General features: G+C 69.8%; 14 protein-coding genes and 1 CRISPR repeat array. Of the genes, 8 read left to right on the top strand and 6 right to left on the bottom strand.

Annotated features, from left to right (window positions below):
- Positions 1–13: 13 nt before the first annotated feature.
- From casA to cas2e, 7 genes are read left to right on the top strand one after another with little or no spacing between them, the layout of a single operon-like run.
- Positions 14–1,675, top strand: a complete 1,662-nt coding sequence (casA, locus tag M4V62_RS06110) for a type I-E CRISPR-associated protein Cse1/CasA (protein ID WP_249586192.1) — start codon at positions 14–16, stop codon at positions 1,673–1,675.
- A complete protein-coding gene (casB, locus tag M4V62_RS06105) occupies positions 1,672–2,367 on the top strand; it encodes a type I-E CRISPR-associated protein Cse2/CasB (protein WP_249586191.1) in 696 nt (231 codons plus the stop codon). The genes casA and casB (M4V62_RS06105) overlap by 4 nt, the downstream gene beginning before the upstream one ends.
- Positions 2,364–3,557 carry a type I-E CRISPR-associated protein Cas7/Cse4/CasC gene (gene cas7e, locus M4V62_RS06100; protein WP_249586190.1) on the top strand — a complete coding sequence of 398 codons (1,194 nt, stop codon included), beginning with the start codon at positions 2,364–2,366 and terminating at the stop codon, positions 3,555–3,557. Before casB (M4V62_RS06105) ends, cas7e begins: the two co-directional genes overlap by 4 nt.
- Positions 3,554–4,297, top strand: a complete 744-nt coding sequence (gene cas5e, locus M4V62_RS06095; RefSeq protein WP_249586189.1) for a type I-E CRISPR-associated protein Cas5/CasD — start codon at positions 3,554–3,556, stop codon at positions 4,295–4,297. Before cas7e ends, cas5e (M4V62_RS06095) begins: the two co-directional genes overlap by 4 nt.
- On the top strand, positions 4,297–5,088 hold the full coding sequence (cas6e, locus tag M4V62_RS06090) for a type I-E CRISPR-associated protein Cas6/Cse3/CasE (protein WP_249586188.1): 792 nt from the start codon (positions 4,297–4,299) through the stop codon (positions 5,086–5,088). The genes cas5e (M4V62_RS06095) and cas6e (M4V62_RS06090) overlap by 1 nt, the downstream gene beginning before the upstream one ends.
- A gap of 4 nt (positions 5,089–5,092) precedes the next feature.
- Complete coding sequence (gene cas1e / locus M4V62_RS06085; protein ID WP_249586187.1) at positions 5,093–6,076, top strand: type I-E CRISPR-associated endonuclease Cas1e; 984 nt, start codon at positions 5,093–5,095, stop codon at positions 6,074–6,076.
- A complete protein-coding gene (gene cas2e / locus M4V62_RS06080; protein ID WP_249586186.1) occupies positions 6,073–6,423 on the top strand; it encodes a type I-E CRISPR-associated endoribonuclease Cas2e in 351 nt (116 codons plus the stop codon). Before cas1e ends, cas2e begins: the two co-directional genes overlap by 4 nt.
- Before the next feature lie 92 nt (positions 6,424–6,515).
- Positions 6,516–7,104: direct repeats of the CRISPR family, unit length 27 nt; unit sequence GTGCTCCCCGCACCCGCGGGGATGGCC.
- 1,491 nt (positions 7,105–8,595) lie between these two features.
- Here the strand turns inward: cas2e and M4V62_RS06075 are convergent.
- Positions 8,596–12,399 (bottom strand): P-loop domain-containing protein, encoded by a 3,804-nt coding sequence (locus tag M4V62_RS06075; protein ID WP_249586185.1) that lies wholly within the window; start codon positions 12,397–12,399, stop codon positions 8,596–8,598.
- A gap of 201 nt (positions 12,400–12,600) precedes the next feature.
- Between M4V62_RS06075 and M4V62_RS06070 the strand changes: the two genes are divergently transcribed.
- Positions 12,601–12,792 carry a hypothetical protein gene (locus M4V62_RS06070; RefSeq protein WP_249586184.1) on the top strand — a complete coding sequence of 64 codons (192 nt, stop codon included), beginning with the start codon at positions 12,601–12,603 and terminating at the stop codon, positions 12,790–12,792.
- Positions 12,793–13,003: 211 nt separating this feature from the next.
- Here M4V62_RS06070 and cas6e (M4V62_RS06065) read toward each other — a convergent pair whose 3' ends face one another.
- From cas6e (M4V62_RS06065) to M4V62_RS06045, 5 genes are read right to left on the bottom strand one after another with little or no spacing between them, the layout of a single operon-like run.
- Positions 13,004–13,726 carry a type I-E CRISPR-associated protein Cas6/Cse3/CasE gene (gene cas6e / locus M4V62_RS06065; RefSeq protein ID WP_249586183.1) on the bottom strand — a complete coding sequence of 241 codons (723 nt, stop codon included), beginning with the start codon at positions 13,724–13,726 and terminating at the stop codon, positions 13,004–13,006.
- Positions 13,723–14,571, bottom strand: a complete 849-nt coding sequence (gene cas5e, locus M4V62_RS06060; protein WP_249586182.1) for a type I-E CRISPR-associated protein Cas5/CasD — start codon at positions 14,569–14,571, stop codon at positions 13,723–13,725. Before cas5e (M4V62_RS06060) ends, cas6e (M4V62_RS06065) begins: the two co-directional genes overlap by 4 nt.
- The gene (locus M4V62_RS06055; RefSeq protein WP_249586181.1) at positions 14,568–15,914 is read right to left on the bottom strand and encodes a type I-E CRISPR-associated protein Cas7/Cse4/CasC; all 1,347 of its coding nucleotides are present in this window, start codon (positions 15,912–15,914) and stop codon (positions 14,568–14,570) included. Before M4V62_RS06055 ends, cas5e (M4V62_RS06060) begins: the two co-directional genes overlap by 4 nt.
- The gene (gene casB, locus M4V62_RS06050) at positions 15,911–16,495 is read right to left on the bottom strand and encodes a type I-E CRISPR-associated protein Cse2/CasB (protein WP_249586180.1); all 585 of its coding nucleotides are present in this window, start codon (positions 16,493–16,495) and stop codon (positions 15,911–15,913) included. Before casB (M4V62_RS06050) ends, M4V62_RS06055 begins: the two co-directional genes overlap by 4 nt.
- Complete coding sequence (locus M4V62_RS06045; RefSeq protein WP_249586179.1) at positions 16,492–18,030, bottom strand: type I-E CRISPR-associated protein Cse1/CasA; 1,539 nt, start codon at positions 18,028–18,030, stop codon at positions 16,492–16,494. The genes casB (M4V62_RS06050) and M4V62_RS06045 overlap by 4 nt, the downstream gene beginning before the upstream one ends.
- Between the last annotated feature and the right edge of the window lie 382 nt (positions 18,031–18,412).

Here is an 18,412-nt window from a genome sequence, read left to right as displayed (position 1 = left end):
GTTAGACGGAGCGTTGTCGTTCGACCTGACCAGTCGGCCCTGGATCCCGGTGCTGGACGAGAACGGTGTTCAGGACGAACTGTCGCTCCGTGACGTCTTTGCCCGCGCGGGACAACTCCGTGGCGTGGTAGGGGATTTGCCCACGCAGGAGTTCGCCTTGATGCGTCTCCTGCTTGCGCTGGCCCACGACGCGCTGGGCGGCCCGCGCGACACTGAGCACTGGGCAAGCCTGTGGGCCGACGAGGACTGCTTCGCGCTGGTGACGGCCTATCTCGATGACCACCGCGAGCGGTTCGACCTGCTGCACCCGCATACGCCGTTCTTCCAGGTCGCACAGTTGCGCACCGTGCGCGACGAAGTCTTCTCACTCAACCGGATCGTCGCGGATGTGCCCAACGGGGAGCCGTTCTTCAGCTCCCGGATGCCGGCCGTCGAGCGGCTCGGCTTCGCCGAGGCGGCCCGCTGGGTCGTGCACGCGCACGCCTATGACACCTCCGGCATCAAGACTGGGATCGAGGGCGATGACCGGGTCAAGGGCGGCAAGGTGTATCCGCTGGGGGTCGGTTGGGCGGGCACGCTGGGCGGGGTTTTCGCCGAGGGGCAGACGCTGCGCCAGACCCTGCTCCTGAATCTGGTTGCCGCCGACACCAGCGGCGTGCGGTTTTCCCCCGACGATTCTCCGGCCTGGCGGCGCGAGCAGTGCGGCCCCGGTCCGACGGGCCGCACGCGTCCGGCGGGCGTGCGCGACTTGTACACCTGGCAGACGCGTCGGCTGCGCCTGCGTTTCGACGCGGACGGCGCCTATGGCGTCGTCCTGGGCTACGGCGATCCGCTCGCCGCGCACAACATGCATACCGACGAGCCGATGACCGCCTGGCGCAGGAGCCCGGCGCAGGAGAAGAAGCGCGGCGAGCCGCTGGTGTACCTGCCCCGGGAGCATGATCCGGCCCGGTCGGCCTGGCGGGGTATCGAAGCCCTGGTGGCAGGTCGGGCCGAGGCGGCACAGGGCGGCGAGGCCGCCAGAGTGCTGCGGCCGGGAATCCTGGAATGGATCGCCCGGCTGGTCACGGAGGGCGAGCTGCCCCGCGGCTTTTTGATTCGGGTGCGCGTGGTGGGGGCGGTCTACGGAACCCAGCAGTCGGTGATCGACGAGATCGTCGACGATCGGCTGGCCATGGCCGTGGTGCTGCTGCATCAACAGGACCGCGTGTATGCCCGTCAGGCCATCGACGCGGTCAGTGAGGCGGAGCGGGCGGTCACCGCTCTCGGCGATCTCGCCACGTATCTCGCCCGCGCGGCGGGCAGTGAGAGTGAAGGACCCCGCGCGGCCGCCCGCAGCCTGGGCTTTTCCGCCCTGGACGGCCCCTACCGCCTCTGGCTACGCGACCTGGCCGCAGCCGAGGACCCCGACGCCCACCGCACCCGCTGGCAGCAGGAAGCCCACCGGCACCTGCGGCGCCTGGGCGAACAGCTCATGAGCCAGGCGGGCGACGCCGCGTGGGAAGGCCGGGTGGTGGCGACGAACAAGGGCTCCGAGTGGCTCAACTCGGCGTCCGCCGACAAGTGGTTCCACATCCGCCTCGGCAAAGCGCTCAGCGATCCCTACCCCTTTGACCGGCCGCTGGACGACGGCTCCGCGCAAGGACCCAACTCCTCACCCAAGGTGCCCGCATGACCACCCTCACCGCAACGACCACCCCTGCGCAGCGTGTCAGCACGCTCACCAGCGACATCGTCGTCCCGCTGCAACGGGGGTATCTGGGCGACCAGTCCCACGCGGTAGGGGCGCTGGCCCGGCTGCGCCGGGGCGCGGGCAAGGAGTTCTCCCAGGTGCCGGATCTGTGGGGGCTGGCCGACACCGGAGCTCTCCACGACCGGCCCGCCGACGGAGGGCGGCCGTTGCGCGAGGACGAACTGACCCGGGCCGAGGACGCGGTGCACGTGGCGCTCACCTTGTGGGCGCTGCACCAGCAGTCCCGCGGCACGGCCATGCACCGGCCCGGCTCCCGCACCGCGCCCCGGGGACTCGGTGGCGCGGTGCGCCAGTTGATGCCGCCGGGCGAGATCGCCGAGCCCATCCGCAAGCGTTTCGTCCGTGCCGGTATGGCACCCGGCCTGCCCGCTCTGGCCCAGCGTCTGCGCGAGCTCGTCCTGCTGCTGCGGGGTGCGGACCTCCCCCTGGACTACGCCCTCCTTGCGGGGCAGCTCTATGCCTGGCAGGAGCCCACCGGCCGCGAGGCCGTACGCCGGGCCTGGGGGCGGTCCTTCCACTCCTACCGGGCTCCCCAGCAGAAGAAGGCAAACGCCGCGGCTGTTCCAGACGGCATCGACGACTTCACTGACCTCATGGACAAGGACGCCTCGTGAACCGCATCTTCCTAGACGTGCACGCGCTGCAGACGGTGCCGCCCAGCAACCTCAACCGGGACGACACCGGCGCTCCGAAGTCAGCCGTCTACGGCGGGGTGCCCCGCGCACGCGTGTCCAGCCAAGCCTGGAAGCGCGCCACCCGCACTTACTTCGGGCAGGAGCACCTCCTTGACCCGAGTGAACTGGGTGTACGGACGAAGAAGGTCGCCGAGGTCCTCGCCGCCCGCATCACCGCCCTCGATCCCGCCATCGATGGCACCGAGGCCCTCCAGCTCGCCGCCGAAGTGATCCAGGGGGCCACCGGTTCCAAGATCGAGGCACCCAAGCGGAAGGCCGACGCCGCCAAGGACGGCGGCCAGGAGGCGGCACCGGAGTCGAAGTACCTGATGTTCCTCAGCGCACGCCAGCTGGATGGTCTGGCCGCGCTGGCCGTAGAGGGCGCGGCCGACATCAAGACCTATCTCAAGGACAAGGACAACAAGGCGCGCGCCCGGGAGATCGCCGATACCCGGCACTCCGTCGACATCGCGCTGTTCGGCCGCATGGTCGCCGACTCCGCCGACTTCAACGTCGATGCCGCGGTCCAGGTCGCCCACGCCATCAGCGTGCACCGCGTGGACAACGAATCCGACTACTACACGGCCGTGGACGATCAGAACACCGACGCGGAATCCGGAGCCGGAATGATCGGCACCGTCGACTTCAACTCCTCCACCCTCTACCGCTACGCGGCGCTCAGCGTCCACCAGCTCGCCAAGAACCTCGGCGAGGGCCTGCGCGAGGAGGAACCGCGCACCGCGCCCGTGCGGCGCGCGGTCGAGGCGTTCGTACAGAGCTTCCTCGAGTCCCTGCCGACCGGAAAGATCAACACGTTCGGGAACCACACCCTCCCCGACGCCGTGATCGTCAAACTGCGCACCACCCGGCCCATCAGCTATGTCGCCGCGTTCGAGGAACCCGTCACCGGGGAGAACGGGCACCTGCGCGGAGCCGTGGACCGCCTCGCGCAGTACGTCCCGGACGTGGAACGCACCTACGGGGACGAGGAGTCCACCCTCTCCTGGGTCCTGCGGGTCGGCCCCAACACCGAACAGCTCGCTGGCCTCGGCACGCAGGCCCACCGGCTGAGCGACCTGGTCGAGGCGGTCGGCCAGGCCGTCGCTGAACGCCTGGACAAGCCCGTATGAGCGTCCTGGTCCTTAGGCTGGCTGCCCCCCTGCAAGCCTGGGGGGCATCGGCCCGCTTCGTCCGCCGCACCACCGAGTCCGCCCCCACCAAGAGCGGTGTCATCGGCATGCTCGCCGCCGCCCAGGGACTCGACCGCGACGACGACGCCGGCCTTTCCCGCCTGGCCGCCCTGCGCTTCGGCGTCCGCATCGACCAACCAGGCACCCGGGTACGGGACTTCCAGACCGCCCATCACGCGGTCACCGGCAAATCCATGCCGCTGTCCGAGCGCTTCTACCTCGCTGACGCCGTATTCGTTGCCGCCCTCGAAGGAGAGGGCGCCTTCCTGGACGAACTCCACACCGCCCTGCGTGCGCCCGTCCACCCGCTCTTCCTCGGTCGGCGTTCCTGCCCACCAGCCCTCCCGGTGGAGCTCGCCACCCGCGACAGCTCCCTCCTCCAAGCCCTGCGCGACGAGCCCTGGCAGGCCTCCGGCTGGTATCAGCGCCTGCGCGGCAAGGAGCACACGGTGTCCCTGTCCGTGCTGCGCGAGCCCGTGCAGGGCGAAGAACACGGGGACATCCTGCGCGATCAGCCCCTCAGCTTCGCTGCCGCGCACCGGCGACACGCACTGCGCTCCGTGGTCAGCACCACCGTGGAGGTGCCCAACCCGCGCGCCGTGGCTCCCCGCGTACCAGCTGCTGCCCACCCGGTGCCGCGCCATGAACCGTTCGACGCCGTGGAGGAAGAGACCCTCTGATGTATCTGACCCGCTTCCGCGTGAACACCGCACGACCCGGTGCTCGCCGCCTGCTCTCGTCCCCGCAGTCGCTGCACGCGGCCGTCATGGCCTCCTTCCCCGGCCTGCTGCCCACCACCAGCACGGGCGGCGCTGAAGGACCCAGGGTGCTGTGGCGCCTGGACCACAACGCCAGGGCCGAGGTCTTCCTCTACGTCGTGAGCCCCGGCCGACCCGACCTGACCCACCTCGTGGAGCAGGCCGGCTGGCCGGCCGCTGCCCTCGACCCGGACACCCCCGGCTGGCAGAGCCGCCCGTACACCCCCTTCCTCGACCGCCTCGCCGCGGGTGACGTCTGGGAGTTCCGGCTCACCGCCAACCCGGTGCACCAGATCCGGCGCAAGGACGGCGAACCCACCAAACGCACCGCGCACCTCACCCCCGTCCACCAGCAGGGCTGGCTCCTGGACCCCAAACGCCAGGAGCGCGCAGGGTTCCGCATCCTGGAGAAGCCACAGGACCAACGCCTGCTGCCCGGCGGCACCACCCACCACAACCACCCGCACCACGGCGACCGGTACCAACTGACCGTCCGCGACGAGCGAGCCCTGTCCTTCGCCAAGTCTCGCGAAGAGCGGTCACAGGCCCACCGGGTGAAATTCGTGATGGTCACCTTCGATGGCCGCCTCGAAGTCACCGACCCCGACGCCCTGCGTCGCACCCTCACCCAGGGGCTGGGTAAGGCCAAGGCGTACGGCTGCGGGCTCATGACCCTCGCCCCTGTGCCGACGCCTCCGGCACCCGGGGAGTGAGGCGGTGTCGACAGTCGGCAAGCGGGCCGCCCTCACCCCGCGCCATCTCACCCGTACCGGTGAGCGGGTCTCTTTCCTCTACCTGGAGCGCTGCACCGTCCACCGCGATGCCAACGCCATCACGGTTGAGGACGCCGACGGCACCACCCATATCCCCTCCGCCACGATCGCCACCCTCCTGCTCGGGCCCGGCACCCGCATCACCCACCAGGCGATGAGCGTTCTCGGCGAGACGGGAGCGGCGGTCGTCTGGGTAGGAGAGCACGGCGTGCGCTACTACGCCGGAGGCAGAGCGTTGAGCCGTTCAGCTGCACTCGTCGAAGCCCAGGCCGCGCAGTGGGCCAATCTACGCAGCCGCCTCACCGTCGCCTGCGCCATGTACCGGCTGCGCTTCCCCGACGAGGACCCGGACGGCCTGACCCGTCAACAGCTCCTGGGCCGCGAAGGCGACCGTGTCAAAGAGTGCTACCGCGCCCAGGCAGCCCGCACCGGCGTCCGCTGGCAGGGCAGGAAATACACCCCAAGCGACTTCGGCAGCGGCGACCCTGTCAACCAGGGCATCACCGCCGCAGCCCAGTGCATGTACGGTATCGCCCACGCCGTCGTCGCTTCGCTCGGATGCAGCCCCGGCCTCGGCTTCGTCCACTCTGGACACGAACTCTCCTTCGTCCTGGACATCGCAGATCTCTACAAGACCGAGATCGGCATCCCTCTCGCCTTCGACATCGCGGCCGAGGGCCCCGAGGACGTGGGCCCCCGAACCCGCCGCGGCCTGCGCGACCACATCAACGAGACCGGACTCCTGGACCGCTGCGTCAAGGACATCAAGCACCTGCTGCTGCCCGGCGCCCAGGCTGCGGCTGACGACCGGGCTAGCGAACAGGACCGCGTCACACTCCAGAGCGACCAAGGCCAACAGGTGGCAGCCGGAGTGAACTACGGCTCCGCAGACGTGGTCACGGACGCGGATGAGGCGGTCATCTGGTGACCGTCATCGTCCTCTCCACCTGCCCACCCGGGCTTCGTGGGTTCCTCACCCGCTGGCTCCTCGAAATCTCTGCGGGCGTCTTCACTGGCAACCCCTCCGCGCGCGTCCGTGACGTCCTGTGGAACGAGGTTCAGCAATACGCGGGCCAGGGCCGCGCCCTGCTCGCCCACACCACCAACAACGAACAGGGCTTCACCTTCCACACCCATGAACACGCTTGGCACCCGGTTGACCACGAGGGCCTGACCCTCATCCGCCGCCCGAACACACAGACGCCACCGGCCTCCGCCACACCGAAACCCGGCTGGAGCAACGCTGCGAAGCGCCGCCGATTCGGTAAAGGCTGACCTGACTCCATGACCCTTTTGCCGCCGTGCCGGTTTCGGAGAAACTGCTCCGTAACCGCTCTACGGGCTGACAAAAGAGCAGGTCGAGCAGTGTGCTCCCCGCACCCGCGGGGATGGCCCCCGGTGCCGCCGCGGCGGCCGAGGCGGGATCAGGTGCTCCCCGCACCCGCGGGGATGGCCCCGTTTGAACGACCGCGCGTCCGGCTCCCGCACCGTGCTCCCCGCACCCGCGGGGATGGCCCCGAGCCCGACGGAGGCGGACGATGACGACGTACGTGCTCCCCGCACCCGCGGGGATGGCCCCTGGCCGAGCTGCTCTTCGAACCCGCCGCTGTGGTGCTCCCCGCACCCGCGGGGATGGCCTCCCCCATGGACCTGACCACCTTGACCGACGCCCAGTGCTCCCTGCACCCGCGGGGATGGCCCCTGACTGCGGCCTTTCTGAAGTAGGACGGTCATGTGCTCCCCGCACCCGCGGGGATGGCCGCGCACGACGGAAGAGCATCGACTCCACCCAGGTGCTCCCCGCACCCCCGGGGATGGCCCCGACCCGGTACGGCTGTGCGAGCCTGTGCCGATGCGCTCCCCGCACCCGCGGGGATGGCCCCCTCCCCGAGCAGACCGGGATGAGTGCCGCTCAGCGCGAGCTCGTCAGTGCTCCCCGTACCCGCGGGGATGGTCCCCCGGACAGCCACGCCAACGAGGTCACGGTGTCCTCTTTGTTTATCTCCGCCTGCGGGAGTCGCAGGTCATCACCGAGGGTGACAAGTTGCACTCTCGGTGCGGGCGGCGGTGAGGCGGACGGGCGTTCAGTAATACGTCGGAGAAGGGGTGCTCTTCTGCCCCGGCCGAGGTGAGTCGTGGACCGCACGGGGATCAGCTCAGCGGTTTCGCGTCGCAGCGGATGCGTGCAGCGAACGCTGCACCGCATCCGCTGGAGTCGGATCGAGCGGGACGCAGCCGGACGGAAACAGGTTGATATGCCCGCTTCGCCAAGAAAACCGCAGGTGAGAAGTGTCACTGGGATAGTTCGAGTCCCACTCGCCCCACCGCGCTGCCCAGGAAGAATCGTTCTGACCTGGGGAAATGCGCTTTCTGGGGACCTGCGGGCTCCGTAACGGTGCAGCGAACGTGCAGCGTTCTGCGTCCTTGTGACCTTCCGGGCATCCGTGACCTGGGGCTTTGACGCCTTCTCGGTGGGATGAGTGGTCTACGGTCCCACGGCCGCCCCAGTGGGTGACTCGCCTGCACCGAACATCCGTGCCTTTGGTGGCGAAAGGGGACCATCCCGCATATGCGGGGGCCACAACGACGCTTTGGCCGATGCCAAGGGATCACCCCTGCATACGCGGGGACCACGCCAATCTAGCGGTCCCGGCATGTCACGGGACCATCTCCCACAGGTGCGGGGAGCACCGCGGCGATCAGCAGGGTCAGCGCGATCTCGCCGGACCATCCCCGCGGGCGCGGGCAGCACGAACGCTGGCCGGGCACGGCGAGTTTGGACGAGGGGCCACCCCCGCGGGCGCGGGGAGCACCTGCATCTACGGTTCACCTTCGGTTCCCTACGGGGAGCATCCCCGCGGGTGCGGGGAGCACGACCTCACGTCCTGCGAGGACAAGCGGGCCGCGGGACCATCCCCGCGGGCGCGGGGAACACTCCCGGGGTGTGAACCACCCAAGTGCGACTTCGGGACCACCCCCGCTGGTGCAGGGAGCACAAAGTGTCGCCTGCTGCACCGGCCTGCCATTGGGGACCATCCCCGCGAGCGCGGGGAGCATTCCTCGTCTTCGGCGGACTCGGCAGCGGCATCGGGCCCATCCCCGCGCGTGCGGGGAGCGCTTCAGCCGCTTCATCTGCACCGAGATGCGGTCGGGACCATTCCCGCGGGTGCGGGGAGCAGACGCTCATCGATCCGTTCCGGGACCGCATCATGGGAACATCCGCGCGTGTGCGGGGAGCAGACGTCGCACCCGGCGGCGCGGCCAATGCCGGGACCATCCCCGTATGCGCGGGAAGAAGACGCTCTCAACCTGCTACCCGGAGACGACCCGGGGTCATTTCCGCCGACGCGGGGAACAGGGAGTCCCATCGAGGGACCATCCCCGGGTGTGCGGGGACCAGCAGGGACGGACGTACAAGGTGGCACAGCGTCAATATCACCGATCGGTTCAGTGGGCTTGTGGTGTGTGGAGGTGGGTGATTGTGATGTCGCGGATGGCGGTGAGTGCTTCGGGGGCGAGTTTGTGTAGGGGGTGAATGGTGTGGTGCCAGGCTGGAGTGGCCAGGGCGTGGTGGAGGGCTTGGGCGGATGCTGCGTGGTTGGGGGGCAGGGTTGTGGTGGTGTGTGCCAGGTGCTGGATGGCGCGGGTGTAGTGGATGTGTCTGGGTGGACCGGTGGTGGGGTGGTGGCGGATGGACAGGTGCGCGTGGTGGGTTGCGACTGCGGTGAGTGCAAGGGCCCGCAGGAGCGGGTTGGCAGGTTGTTTTGCCACGTGGAGTGCGGTGTGAGTGTCGCCGAGGGCTGCGTGCAGGACGGCGAGGGCGGGGGTGGGGAAGTGTTCGGGCCCCCGGCTGGCGAGGTCGCGTGTCAGCCAGGTCAGTTGCAGGTCGGGGTGCTCGCCGGCCTTGAGGCGCAGGAGTGCCTGGACAAGGACGTCTTCGGGGAGCCAGGAGTGTGGGCTGTGGCGTGATACCTGGTCGCGGGCTTGTTCTAGCAGCGTCTCAAGAAGCTGTCGTGGCGCGGGCGGTAGGTGGTCTGCGGCGGGCAGGAGTTCGGCCAGCGAGGACAGTAGACCGGTGCTTCGAGTGCTGCGGCTGGTGGCGTGGAGGCGTTCGAGGAGGGGAAGGAGCAAGTCACCCGCCTGCTCGGGGGTGCGAGGGGCCAGTTCGGTGGCGACGGCGATGCGGGCTGCGCGGTCGGTGGTACGCCAGGCCGCCCGTGCGGCGGCGCCGCGGGGTTGCGTGTGTTGTTCGATGAGGCGGACGGCGGCCTGTGCCTCGCCGGTGCTGGCCAGTGCTTGTGCCGCATGAGGCCAGTGAGGGTTGTGGGTGGCGGCGTGGGCGGCTTGGTGTGCGTGGCGGCGTGCGAGGGCGGGTTGGTGGGTGTCGCTGTAGGCCAGGGCGAGAGCGGCGTGGATGCGGGCGCGGTCGGTGGGGTGCTGGGCCAGGTCGGTGAGGGGCTGAGTGTCCGCGGCGGGGTCGTTGCGGACGAGGGCGGCTGCCAGGTCGGGGAGCCAGATGGGGCTGCGGCCGCCGCCGGGGATGCTGGCGGGCATGAGCGCCAGTGCCTGCTCCAGTCGCTGCTCGGCCTCACTGCCGGGGGCCGCTTCGGCCAGGCGGAGGGCCTCCTCGGCGAGTTCGATGGCTTCCGTAGGGAACTCATCCGCGCTCGGGGAAGGTTGCTCCGTGTGGTCTTGCGGCTCTGCCGTGAGGTGGGGGTCGGCGAGTTGCCGCACGTGGGTGATCTGCTCGCGCGGTGCGCCGACGTCACTGAGCGCCTCGGTAAGGAGGGCGAGGGTGTGCTGGAAGCCGAATTCGAGGTGGAAGGCGTCGGCCGGCGTCAGGGGGGCAGCGTCCGGGCCCAGGACGTGTTCGATGTGGCGGCAGGCGGTACTCACGAGGCGTGCAGCCGGCCCGGGCCGAAGGGGCGCGGCATAGTGGGCGGCGAGCGAGAGGGTGGAGACGTTTTCCAGGGTGGCCGCGTCGGTGAAGACCTCTTGCGCGTGGGTCAGGATGCGGTCGATGAGGCGGTCAGTGCGGTCGGGGGCCGCGCAGGCTGCTGTGTGCCAGAGCTGGATCGCGCAGGTTGCGGAGTCTGTTTCGGCTGGCTCGTCGCATGTGAGGTCTTCGGCTTGTTCTTCCAGTGTGTTCAGGAGCTCGTCGGCCCGCTCGGGGTGGTCCGCTGCCAGTAGGCGGGCGGCCTGCGCCCAGGTCTCCAGGCGGGCCGTTCCCATCCCGCGGGTGCAGCGCAGCAGGGCCAGGCCCTCCTTGAGGAGACCCTGGCGCTCGCGGCCTTCGCGCGTAGCGCGGGCCGGGGTGGTGGGCTCGGCCCAGTACTCTGCTGGCTGCCGGCGAGGGGTGTTCCCCTCGTGTGTACCGTCGTCGTTCGCTAGGGCTGCTTCCAGCAGGGCGAGGGCCGCGTGCCCGGCGGCGCCTTCCGCTTCGTCGACGCTGTCGCCGAATTGGCTGGCCTCGCGCAGTGCTTGCTGTGCCCACTTGGCTGCCTCCTGGGCGGTGGCAGGGGCATGGATGTCACCTGTGGTTTGCGGGGCGCGTGCCACGCCGGCCAGGTTCAGTGCCTTGTCGACGGTGCGCCCGGCGGTGCTGGTCAGGGCGCGGGCTCGGGGTGCGTCGCCGAGCCGGGCGATGGTCTGCGCCACGGCTGGGGGCAGCGGTCGCACGTGGGGCAGCAGCACGTCCCGGGAGGCGGCGAGCGCCGCGGCCGTGCCCAGCGCTGACACTGAGTTCGCGGATGCGGATGCGGCCCAGTCGAGGTGGAGCAGGGCGACGTCCGCCCCAGCATGCTCAACGAGGCGGAGTTGACGGCGCGCGTCGAGAGCCAGGGCGGTGAGCCGTTTGGTGTCGGCGTCCGCGTGCAGGAGGCGGGCGTAGCCGGTGAGCAGGTAGTTCGGGGTGTCGTGGGGCCAGCCGTCCTCGCCGTACTGGCGAGCCCAGTTGTGCAAGGCAGTGACACAGGCGGTACGGAAGGGTCGGCCGAGTTTCTGATACGCGGTGTTATGAAGTTCCTGGTGGGCGAGCACGAATGTCTGGCTTCCCGCTTCTGCTTCTGCCTCGGTGTGCACGTCCAGGGGCAGCAGATCGGTGCGGGTGGGGGCCAGGGATCGGCCGGTGACACCGGAGAGTTTGTCGCGCACCTGCAAGGGACTGATCGCGGCGAGTTCGGCGAGGTCCGCCCCGGTGAGGGCGCCGTGCGCCGTGACCAACAGACCCAGCAGGTGTTGTCCGACGGGGTCGGCAAGCAGAGTCCGTAGCTCGGTCAGGGCGGCATCGCGGATGATGCGCGCGGCGGGGGAGTCGGCCAGGGGCCGGACGATGGCAGGGTCGCGCAGGGGGTGATCCGATGCCAACTTCTCTGGCACGCGCGGGTGGGGCCGTCCGGCGACGATGACGCGCATCCCGGCAGGCGGGTCCTTGGGCAGGAGTCCGGCGATACCGGTCGAGTCGGAACCGGCATCGGCATCTTCGTCGAGTCCGTCGACGATCAGGATGAGACGGCGATGACGCGCCGCGCAGGCCCGGGCCGCTGCTTCGTACAGCGGGCCTAGGTTCGGTTGCTGCAGGTCGATGGGCGGACGCCGCTTGCCTTCCGCCGCGGCAGCCAGCTGGTTACTGACGGTGCGGACGAAGCCGTCACGGCGGTCGGTGCCCAGACGGCCGACGATGAAGTAGTACGCGATGTCGATTCCGGCGGGCAAACAGCGGGCGGCAAACCAGGACAGCAGCGCCGACTTACCGGCCCAGGGCCCGGCCTGCCACCACAGGTAGTTGGGGGAGCCGTGGGGAGCCGTGACGAAGCGTTCCAGATCGTCAAGTTCCTCCTCGCGTCCCACGAAGTCGACGGGCAGGACATCGAGGAGGGTCTGGGAGGCACCGCGCAGCAGATGGCCTTTTGAGGCTGCGCCCACCCGAGGGCCGCGGCCCCCCTTGCCGCTCTGGCTGACCCTTTGCGCGGCTGCGAGCCGGGCGGCCCAAACTGCCTCAGAGACCGGGACGTGGCCCGGTGATCGGCGATCGGCCCTTGTTTGCAGGTCGGGGATGAGCTTCCTCATCACGTACTCGACGTGGGGCTGATCGGTCGGGGGGTACGCCTTCAGAGGGCTCGTGTTCATCCAGGCCGTGAAGCTGGACTTGTTCACGGTGAAGCCGGACGCGGTGGCCTCACGGACCAACTTCGTGTAGCCGAGCCCGCTGTGGCCGCCCGCAGCCTCGTAAAGCGCCTTCAGGTCGCTCATGAACGTCGGCGTCTGCCTGTCACCGCCGGCTCCGTCGTCTGCGGAAGAGTTCGCTGAACGCATTTTCATCTGCCCCCTGACCAGGTTCTATGCGGGTTCTTCGGCCATGTGAAGTCTGCTGAACGCCCTCGGGAAGGTGGATATCTGTGGGACCGCGCCGGGGGAGAGAACCTCTGGCTGCTGATCCCGAGGGGGACTTGTATGTCCGTGCTGCTGAGTGTCGTCGAGCCCGTCTTCCGGGTGAGTGTCGTCCTGTCCGCCGTCACTGCCTTCGCGTACTGCGCGGTGGTGGTGACGGTGGCGGCCTCGTCGGTCCTTTTCCGTACTCTGGAGCGCCGACGTGATGCCCGGGCGACCTTGAGCATTTTGATGCGGCGCCGTGGCGGCCGGTGAGGTGTATCGGGCTGGTCCTGGCAGGGTCGCTGGGCGTAGCCTCGGCCCCCATCGGATCTCCCGCGAATGTGCGGGAATGGCTCCCGTTAGGAGCACTGCGTCCTTCTCCTCCCGCGTGTGCGGGGATGACCGGCGTGCCGCGGGCCCGGCCCGCCGCATGCGTCCTCAACCGGGCTGCGGCGTGCCCGCGCCTTGCTGTCGGTTGTTGGGTTCAGCGGGTCAGGATGAGACCGCAGCTGTAGGCGCGGGCGTGGCCAAGGCCATTGGTCAGGGCCTCGACGAGGGTTTCGGGGTCAGTGACCGTGAGGGTGCCGCGGATTTCGGCTCGGCCGATCCGGACGGGTTTGTTGCGGTGGGCGCTGGAGATGGTCGGCAGCATGCGGATCCCGAGGGCTTCGGGGGCGGTGGTGGCGCCGATGCGGGCGACGCCGTCCGGGGCCGTCTTGGGTTCGCCAGCGGGTTGCAGGCGCCGGGTGAACCACCGTTTCACGTGCTCGGGTGTGGTGTGTGCGGTGCGGGTGCCCCGGACGCCTTCGGAGACGGGTTTGCCCGACGGTTTGCTGCGGGTGGGGTTGACGGCCGTGCGGAAGGTGACGGGTTCGCCTGTGGTGAAGGTGCGGTCGATGGTGATGATGTGCGGTGCGGTGGTGAAGGCCGCGCGCGGAATCCGCGTCCAATCGCCGGGGACGCGGGACTGGACGACGAGGACGAGGGCGGCGGCTTTCAGGTCCACGGACCAGGTGGACAGGACTCCCATGTCGGCGCGCGGGTTGGGGGCGCCGTCCTCGACCCAGCCGCGGAAGCCGCTCATGACGGTCCGGTGCATCTCCTGAGCGTCGATCAGGGACTTGGCGACCAGGGGGTGGCGGGCGTCGAGGCAGAGGACGGAGTGGGTGGCGACGAAGCGGGCGGTGGAGGCCCGGGTGCTGGTCACGGGATGATGTCCCATTCGGTGGCGGTCGGTGCGATGGTGATGCGGGTGCGGGTCTCCCAGCGGGTGGCGTGTGTGCGGCGGCCGGGGGCGAAGCTGACGGGCTGGTCGTTGATCTGCAGGGCGCCGCGGGTGCCGGAGGGGACCTGGATCCACGCCGAGGTGCGACGGCCTGCGCTGTCGTTGGCCGGCAGGTCGGGCAGGAGGCGTTTGGCGGTGAACGCTTCGGTGATGGTGCCGGGCAGGATCTCCGCGGCCAGGGTGCCGGAGGGCGGGCAGGATTTGCGGCCGAGCCACAGCAGCCTTTTCGGGTGTTCCAGGGCGTAAGCGACGTCCTCCAGCAGTGCCCTGTCGGGGTGGTGCAGGGCGGCGACGAACGCGGCGTCCGACAGATACCAGCGTTCGGTGATCATCGCGGAGCGGGCCAGCTCGGCGGAGACGAGGGTGCCGGAGACGGGATCCTGGGTGATCTTCTTCGGGGCCCCGTACCAGCGGGCGAGTTCGTGGTGGCCGAACTCTGCTCCCTCGGCACTTTCCATGCTTTTGGCGAGGGCGGCGGCCCGTCGGTGATCGGTGATGAGGTCGCGGGGCCGCAGCGGAAAGTGGCCGGCGCCGACGGTGTGGTAGTCGCGTACCGGGGTGCCCGGGTGGTCGGCGCGGACTCCGAAGGTGAGGGCGGCGAGGTCGTCCACCGGCTCGGTGCGATTTCGGCCGAGGGCCGCGGCGCACAGACCGATGACGGCGGACTTGGTGGGGCGGGGATGGGTGTCACGGTGGGAGAACCGGGAGGCCACCCCCCAGGCCTGTAGGGGGGCGGCCAGGCGGACGAGCAGGACGTGCCCGCTCACGCCGTGAGCTCCTCGATGCCGGACACGGCCGCAACGCCGGTGTCGTCCAGGGTGTGCAGGAGTTCGTTGATCTGCGGGTCGTAGGTCAGCACGTGTCCGGCGCTGATGTCGGGCCGACGCCGGCTGACGAAGGCGTGGTGCTTCAGCAGCCGTTTGACCGCGGCCGGCCCGGCGGGGCCTTCGCCGTTCTTGTCGAGGGGGCTTTCGTCGATGGGGGTCTGGAAGGCGGCCGCGTAGTTGTAGGGGCGCTCGCCTTCGAAGGCGAGGACGAGGGCGGGCAGGGAGCCGGTGGAGGCGGTGGAGTTCCTCTTCGCCTCGGGGAAGGCCTCGACGAAGGCGGTGACGAACTCCGCCTCCGCCGCCGCCGACACTTCCTCCGCTTCCTGCTCGCTCATTCCGGCCGCCTGCATGTTGTGGCGCAGCCGTCGGCGGTCGAGTACCGCGTGGCGGTAGAACGTGCCCGAGATCAGGGACTGGTAGCCGGTCATCCCGGCGCCGGCGTTGTCGGCCGCGTCGAGGAAGTCCAGCGCGTTCTTCTTGCGGTCCAGCTTGGCATCGTCGGCCGCGGCGTAGAAGTCGTCGACCTGCTCCGCTTCGTGCACGGTGAAGGCGTGGCTGCTCTGGACCGCTCCGTCGACGTTGGGCGAGTCCGCGATCTCGGCGAGGAAGCGCCCGTACAGGGCGATGTCGATGGCGTCGCGCGGGGCGAGCGCGGTGAGGACCGCGGCGCGGGTCTCGGCCGGCACCGGGGGCAGCTTCGGCTCTGCTGCGCTGTCCTCCTCCGCTTCGTTTGGCACCGTGTCCTTGTCCTTGCGGCCCCGCTTCTTCTTGGCCGCCGCCGCGCCGGCCTGCGCCGCCAGGTACTCGTCGCTCCACGCCCGCACACTTTCGGCGTGCTCGGCGATATGGACCGCGATGCGGGCGCCCGCGTCTGCCGGTGCGAACAGCAGCACCCGGGTCAGGTTGGCGACGGTCTTCTTGTCCGCCTCGCCGAACTTGAGGCCGGTGGCCTCGATCACCGCGCGCGCGGTGCGGATCGCCTCGTCCTGTTGCCAGCCGTGCTCGGCGGTGAGCTCGCGTGCGGTGAGCAGCGCCCACTCGCGGGTGCGGATGCCGGTGGCCCGCCCGGCCAGGGCGCCACGCCCGGCGTTGGCGCGGTCGCGGGCGTGGATCCGCTCCGCCCGGCGTCGCGCCTGACTGGTGATCATGTGGCGCTCGGCGCCGCCGTAGATGATGGACTTGGGTGCGCCGTTCTCATCACGCACCGGGAGCACGGCCACCAGGGTCTCCAGCAGATGCAGGGAGAGGAACTGGCCACCGGTGGAAGTTGAGTTGCTGTTCACGTAAGGGAGTCCTTCTCGGGAGAGGAGGCGGCAGGCAGGGCAGTGGAACGCGTGGCGGCAGCCCGGGCCGCGGGGATGTGGAAGGCCACGCCCCATTCGTAGGGAACCCGGGCCTTGCGGTCGTGCCATCGGGTGAGGTCGTCGACCAGACGGGCCCAGGAGGGCGGCTGCCGCTCGCAGGCCCGAAGGCGGGCGACGGCATGCTGCAGATGCCGCCACGGGATGCGGCGACTGGAGACGATGCGGTCAATCAGACGGGCAGCGCCCGGATCCTCCGGGCCGCGCCTGTCCCCGCTGCCGATCCGACGCGCCGCCTCCCCGAGACTGCCGTACCCGTAGGCGGGCCGGGAACGGCCCTGGTGGTAGATGGCGAACAGGAAAGCTACCTGCGCGTAGACCTCACGCTGCGCCTCGTCCGGGCTGAACCACAGGGCCCTGAAGTGCGGTTCGAGCTGGACGCGGGGGCGCCGGAGCTCGGCGAGGCTGGCGTAGTCGTGGTTGCGGACAAGGCTGGCGAGCCATGCCGTGAGCGCGACGGCGCTGTCACTGGCTTCCGGTTCGGCGCCCGGCCTGGTAGTCATGCGGGCTCCCCTCTCAGTTCGGCCGGAGCCTTCGGCGAAGCCAACTCCTCGTCGAACCGCCTCAGTGCGGCGGCCCGGGCCTTGGCGCCCTGCGCACTCCTGGGCAGCGGATCAAGGCATTCGGCCAGGAACCTGCGCGCGGTGAGGGCGACGGTCTCCGCATACTCCAGCAGCAGCGCCCGCACGTCCTCGCCCAGCGTCGTCTCCTCCATCAGCACATCGAACGGCTCCTGCGTCGCCGCCCAGTGCTGCGAGCGCGCATCGAACCGCGCGATCTGATTGCTCTTGTCGGCCGGTTTCGGGTTCGGATACGCCACGCGCCACGCCGCGAACGCCGCCTTGTACAAGGCGCCCGCCACGTGTTCGGCGATCTCTGACCCCCGGTAGGACGCGAGATACAGGCGGGCCTCCAGCCCGGGGGCGAACGGGAACGTCCCATCCACCCACGCGATCGCGGTCGTCTGCTTGGCGACCAGCCCGACCGCCCACAGGTCAATGCGGCGCGCGGGCTGCTGGCCGGGCTCGGGAGCCACATCCTCGGCCGGGAAAAGCGCCAGCCTGCGGTACAAGGTGCCGCCGTCGTTGCCGCCGGCCTGCGAACGGGCCTCGGCCACCGCCGCGTAGAGGGCGTGCGCCTGCCGCCAGACCGCCCGGGTCGCCGAAGCCCACAGCGGTCTGCGGCTGCCGTCCGCCCGCGCGGCATACACCGCATCCTGCATGTGCTCGTCCGTCAGAGACAGGATCTCACCCGCACCGAGCAGCACCCGGTCCACGAACTCACCATCCGGGGTCGGACGCAGCAGGATCGACCGGCCGAGGTAGCTGTGCAGATCGGCCGGGCCCGCCACCGCCCGACCCTTGGGCTTCGAGGTGAATTCCCGCCGCTTCGTGCCGACGGTCCACGTACGGTTCAGCTCCCCACACGGCCCGTTGACCGGAGCGAGATTGAGGCGCAGCGTCTCACCCAGGGTGTCCCCGAGCGCGATGACCCGGATGCGCGTGCCCAGGCGGGCAGCAGCGAGATTGGTGATGGTGGCACCCAGCGTCGCCTTCCCCGAGATCCTGGCCCGCCCGGCCGGCCCGTACACGTGCTGGGTGAGCATGGCCCTGAAGGCCGCTGCGACCGACAGCGGGCTGGGGTGCTCCAGGTGGTGATGGTCGAAGAACTGGTTGTAGTCACCGACGCGTTCGATCACCAGTTGCGCCGGCCCGGCGCCGTGCTCATCAAGGTACGGGGCGAGCATGGCGTTCTGCCCCAGCGGCTCCACGGGATGGAACAGGTCCCAGACCTCGCTCTCGGGCCGTTGGGCGAGCCACTGGGCAGCCGGCCGGAGAGCATCCTTCTGATCCACCCACGCAGGCCACTGCGCAGCCGACTCCGGATACGTGCCGGACGCGTAGCAGATGGCCAGGAGGAACTCGATGATCGCGACCTTCTCGCCCGGCGTGCCGCCTTCCACAGTCCGCAGGCCGTCGGCATCGTGGAGCAGGTCCACCAGGCTCACATCGACAAGCTGGTCGTCCAGAGTGAGCACCGGGATGCATGAGACCTCCCGCGGATCCCATCTGGGCCGAAATGGTCTCGCACGTAAGGCACTTGGGTCAGGCACGTTCCGCCGCCGCTTCATTGCTCTTAACGGTTACCTTCTGGCATGTGACGGGACGCTAGCAGGAGGGAGCATCCGAGACGACCGGTTCGAAGAGATTGCGAAATCCCTTGAGGGGGAGGGAAGTTGACGATTGGACGGGATGTGTATCAACGCTCGAAAGTGCTGCTTGCAGATGCCTTACCGAACCTGCGGGACGGTTGCCACTGGGAGCGGGCGATCGAGTCACCCGCCGCGCGTTCCCCGCACCCGCGGGGGTGGTCCCCACGATCACGCTTTGCGGTCACGCTTCGCGCTGTGCTGCCCGCAC

The organism is Streptomyces durmitorensis, from assembly GCF_023498005.1.
Taxonomy (GTDB): Bacteria; Actinomycetota; Actinomycetes; order Streptomycetales; family Streptomycetaceae; genus Streptomyces; species Streptomyces durmitorensis.
This window is presented reverse-complemented; position numbering and strand designations above follow the sequence as displayed.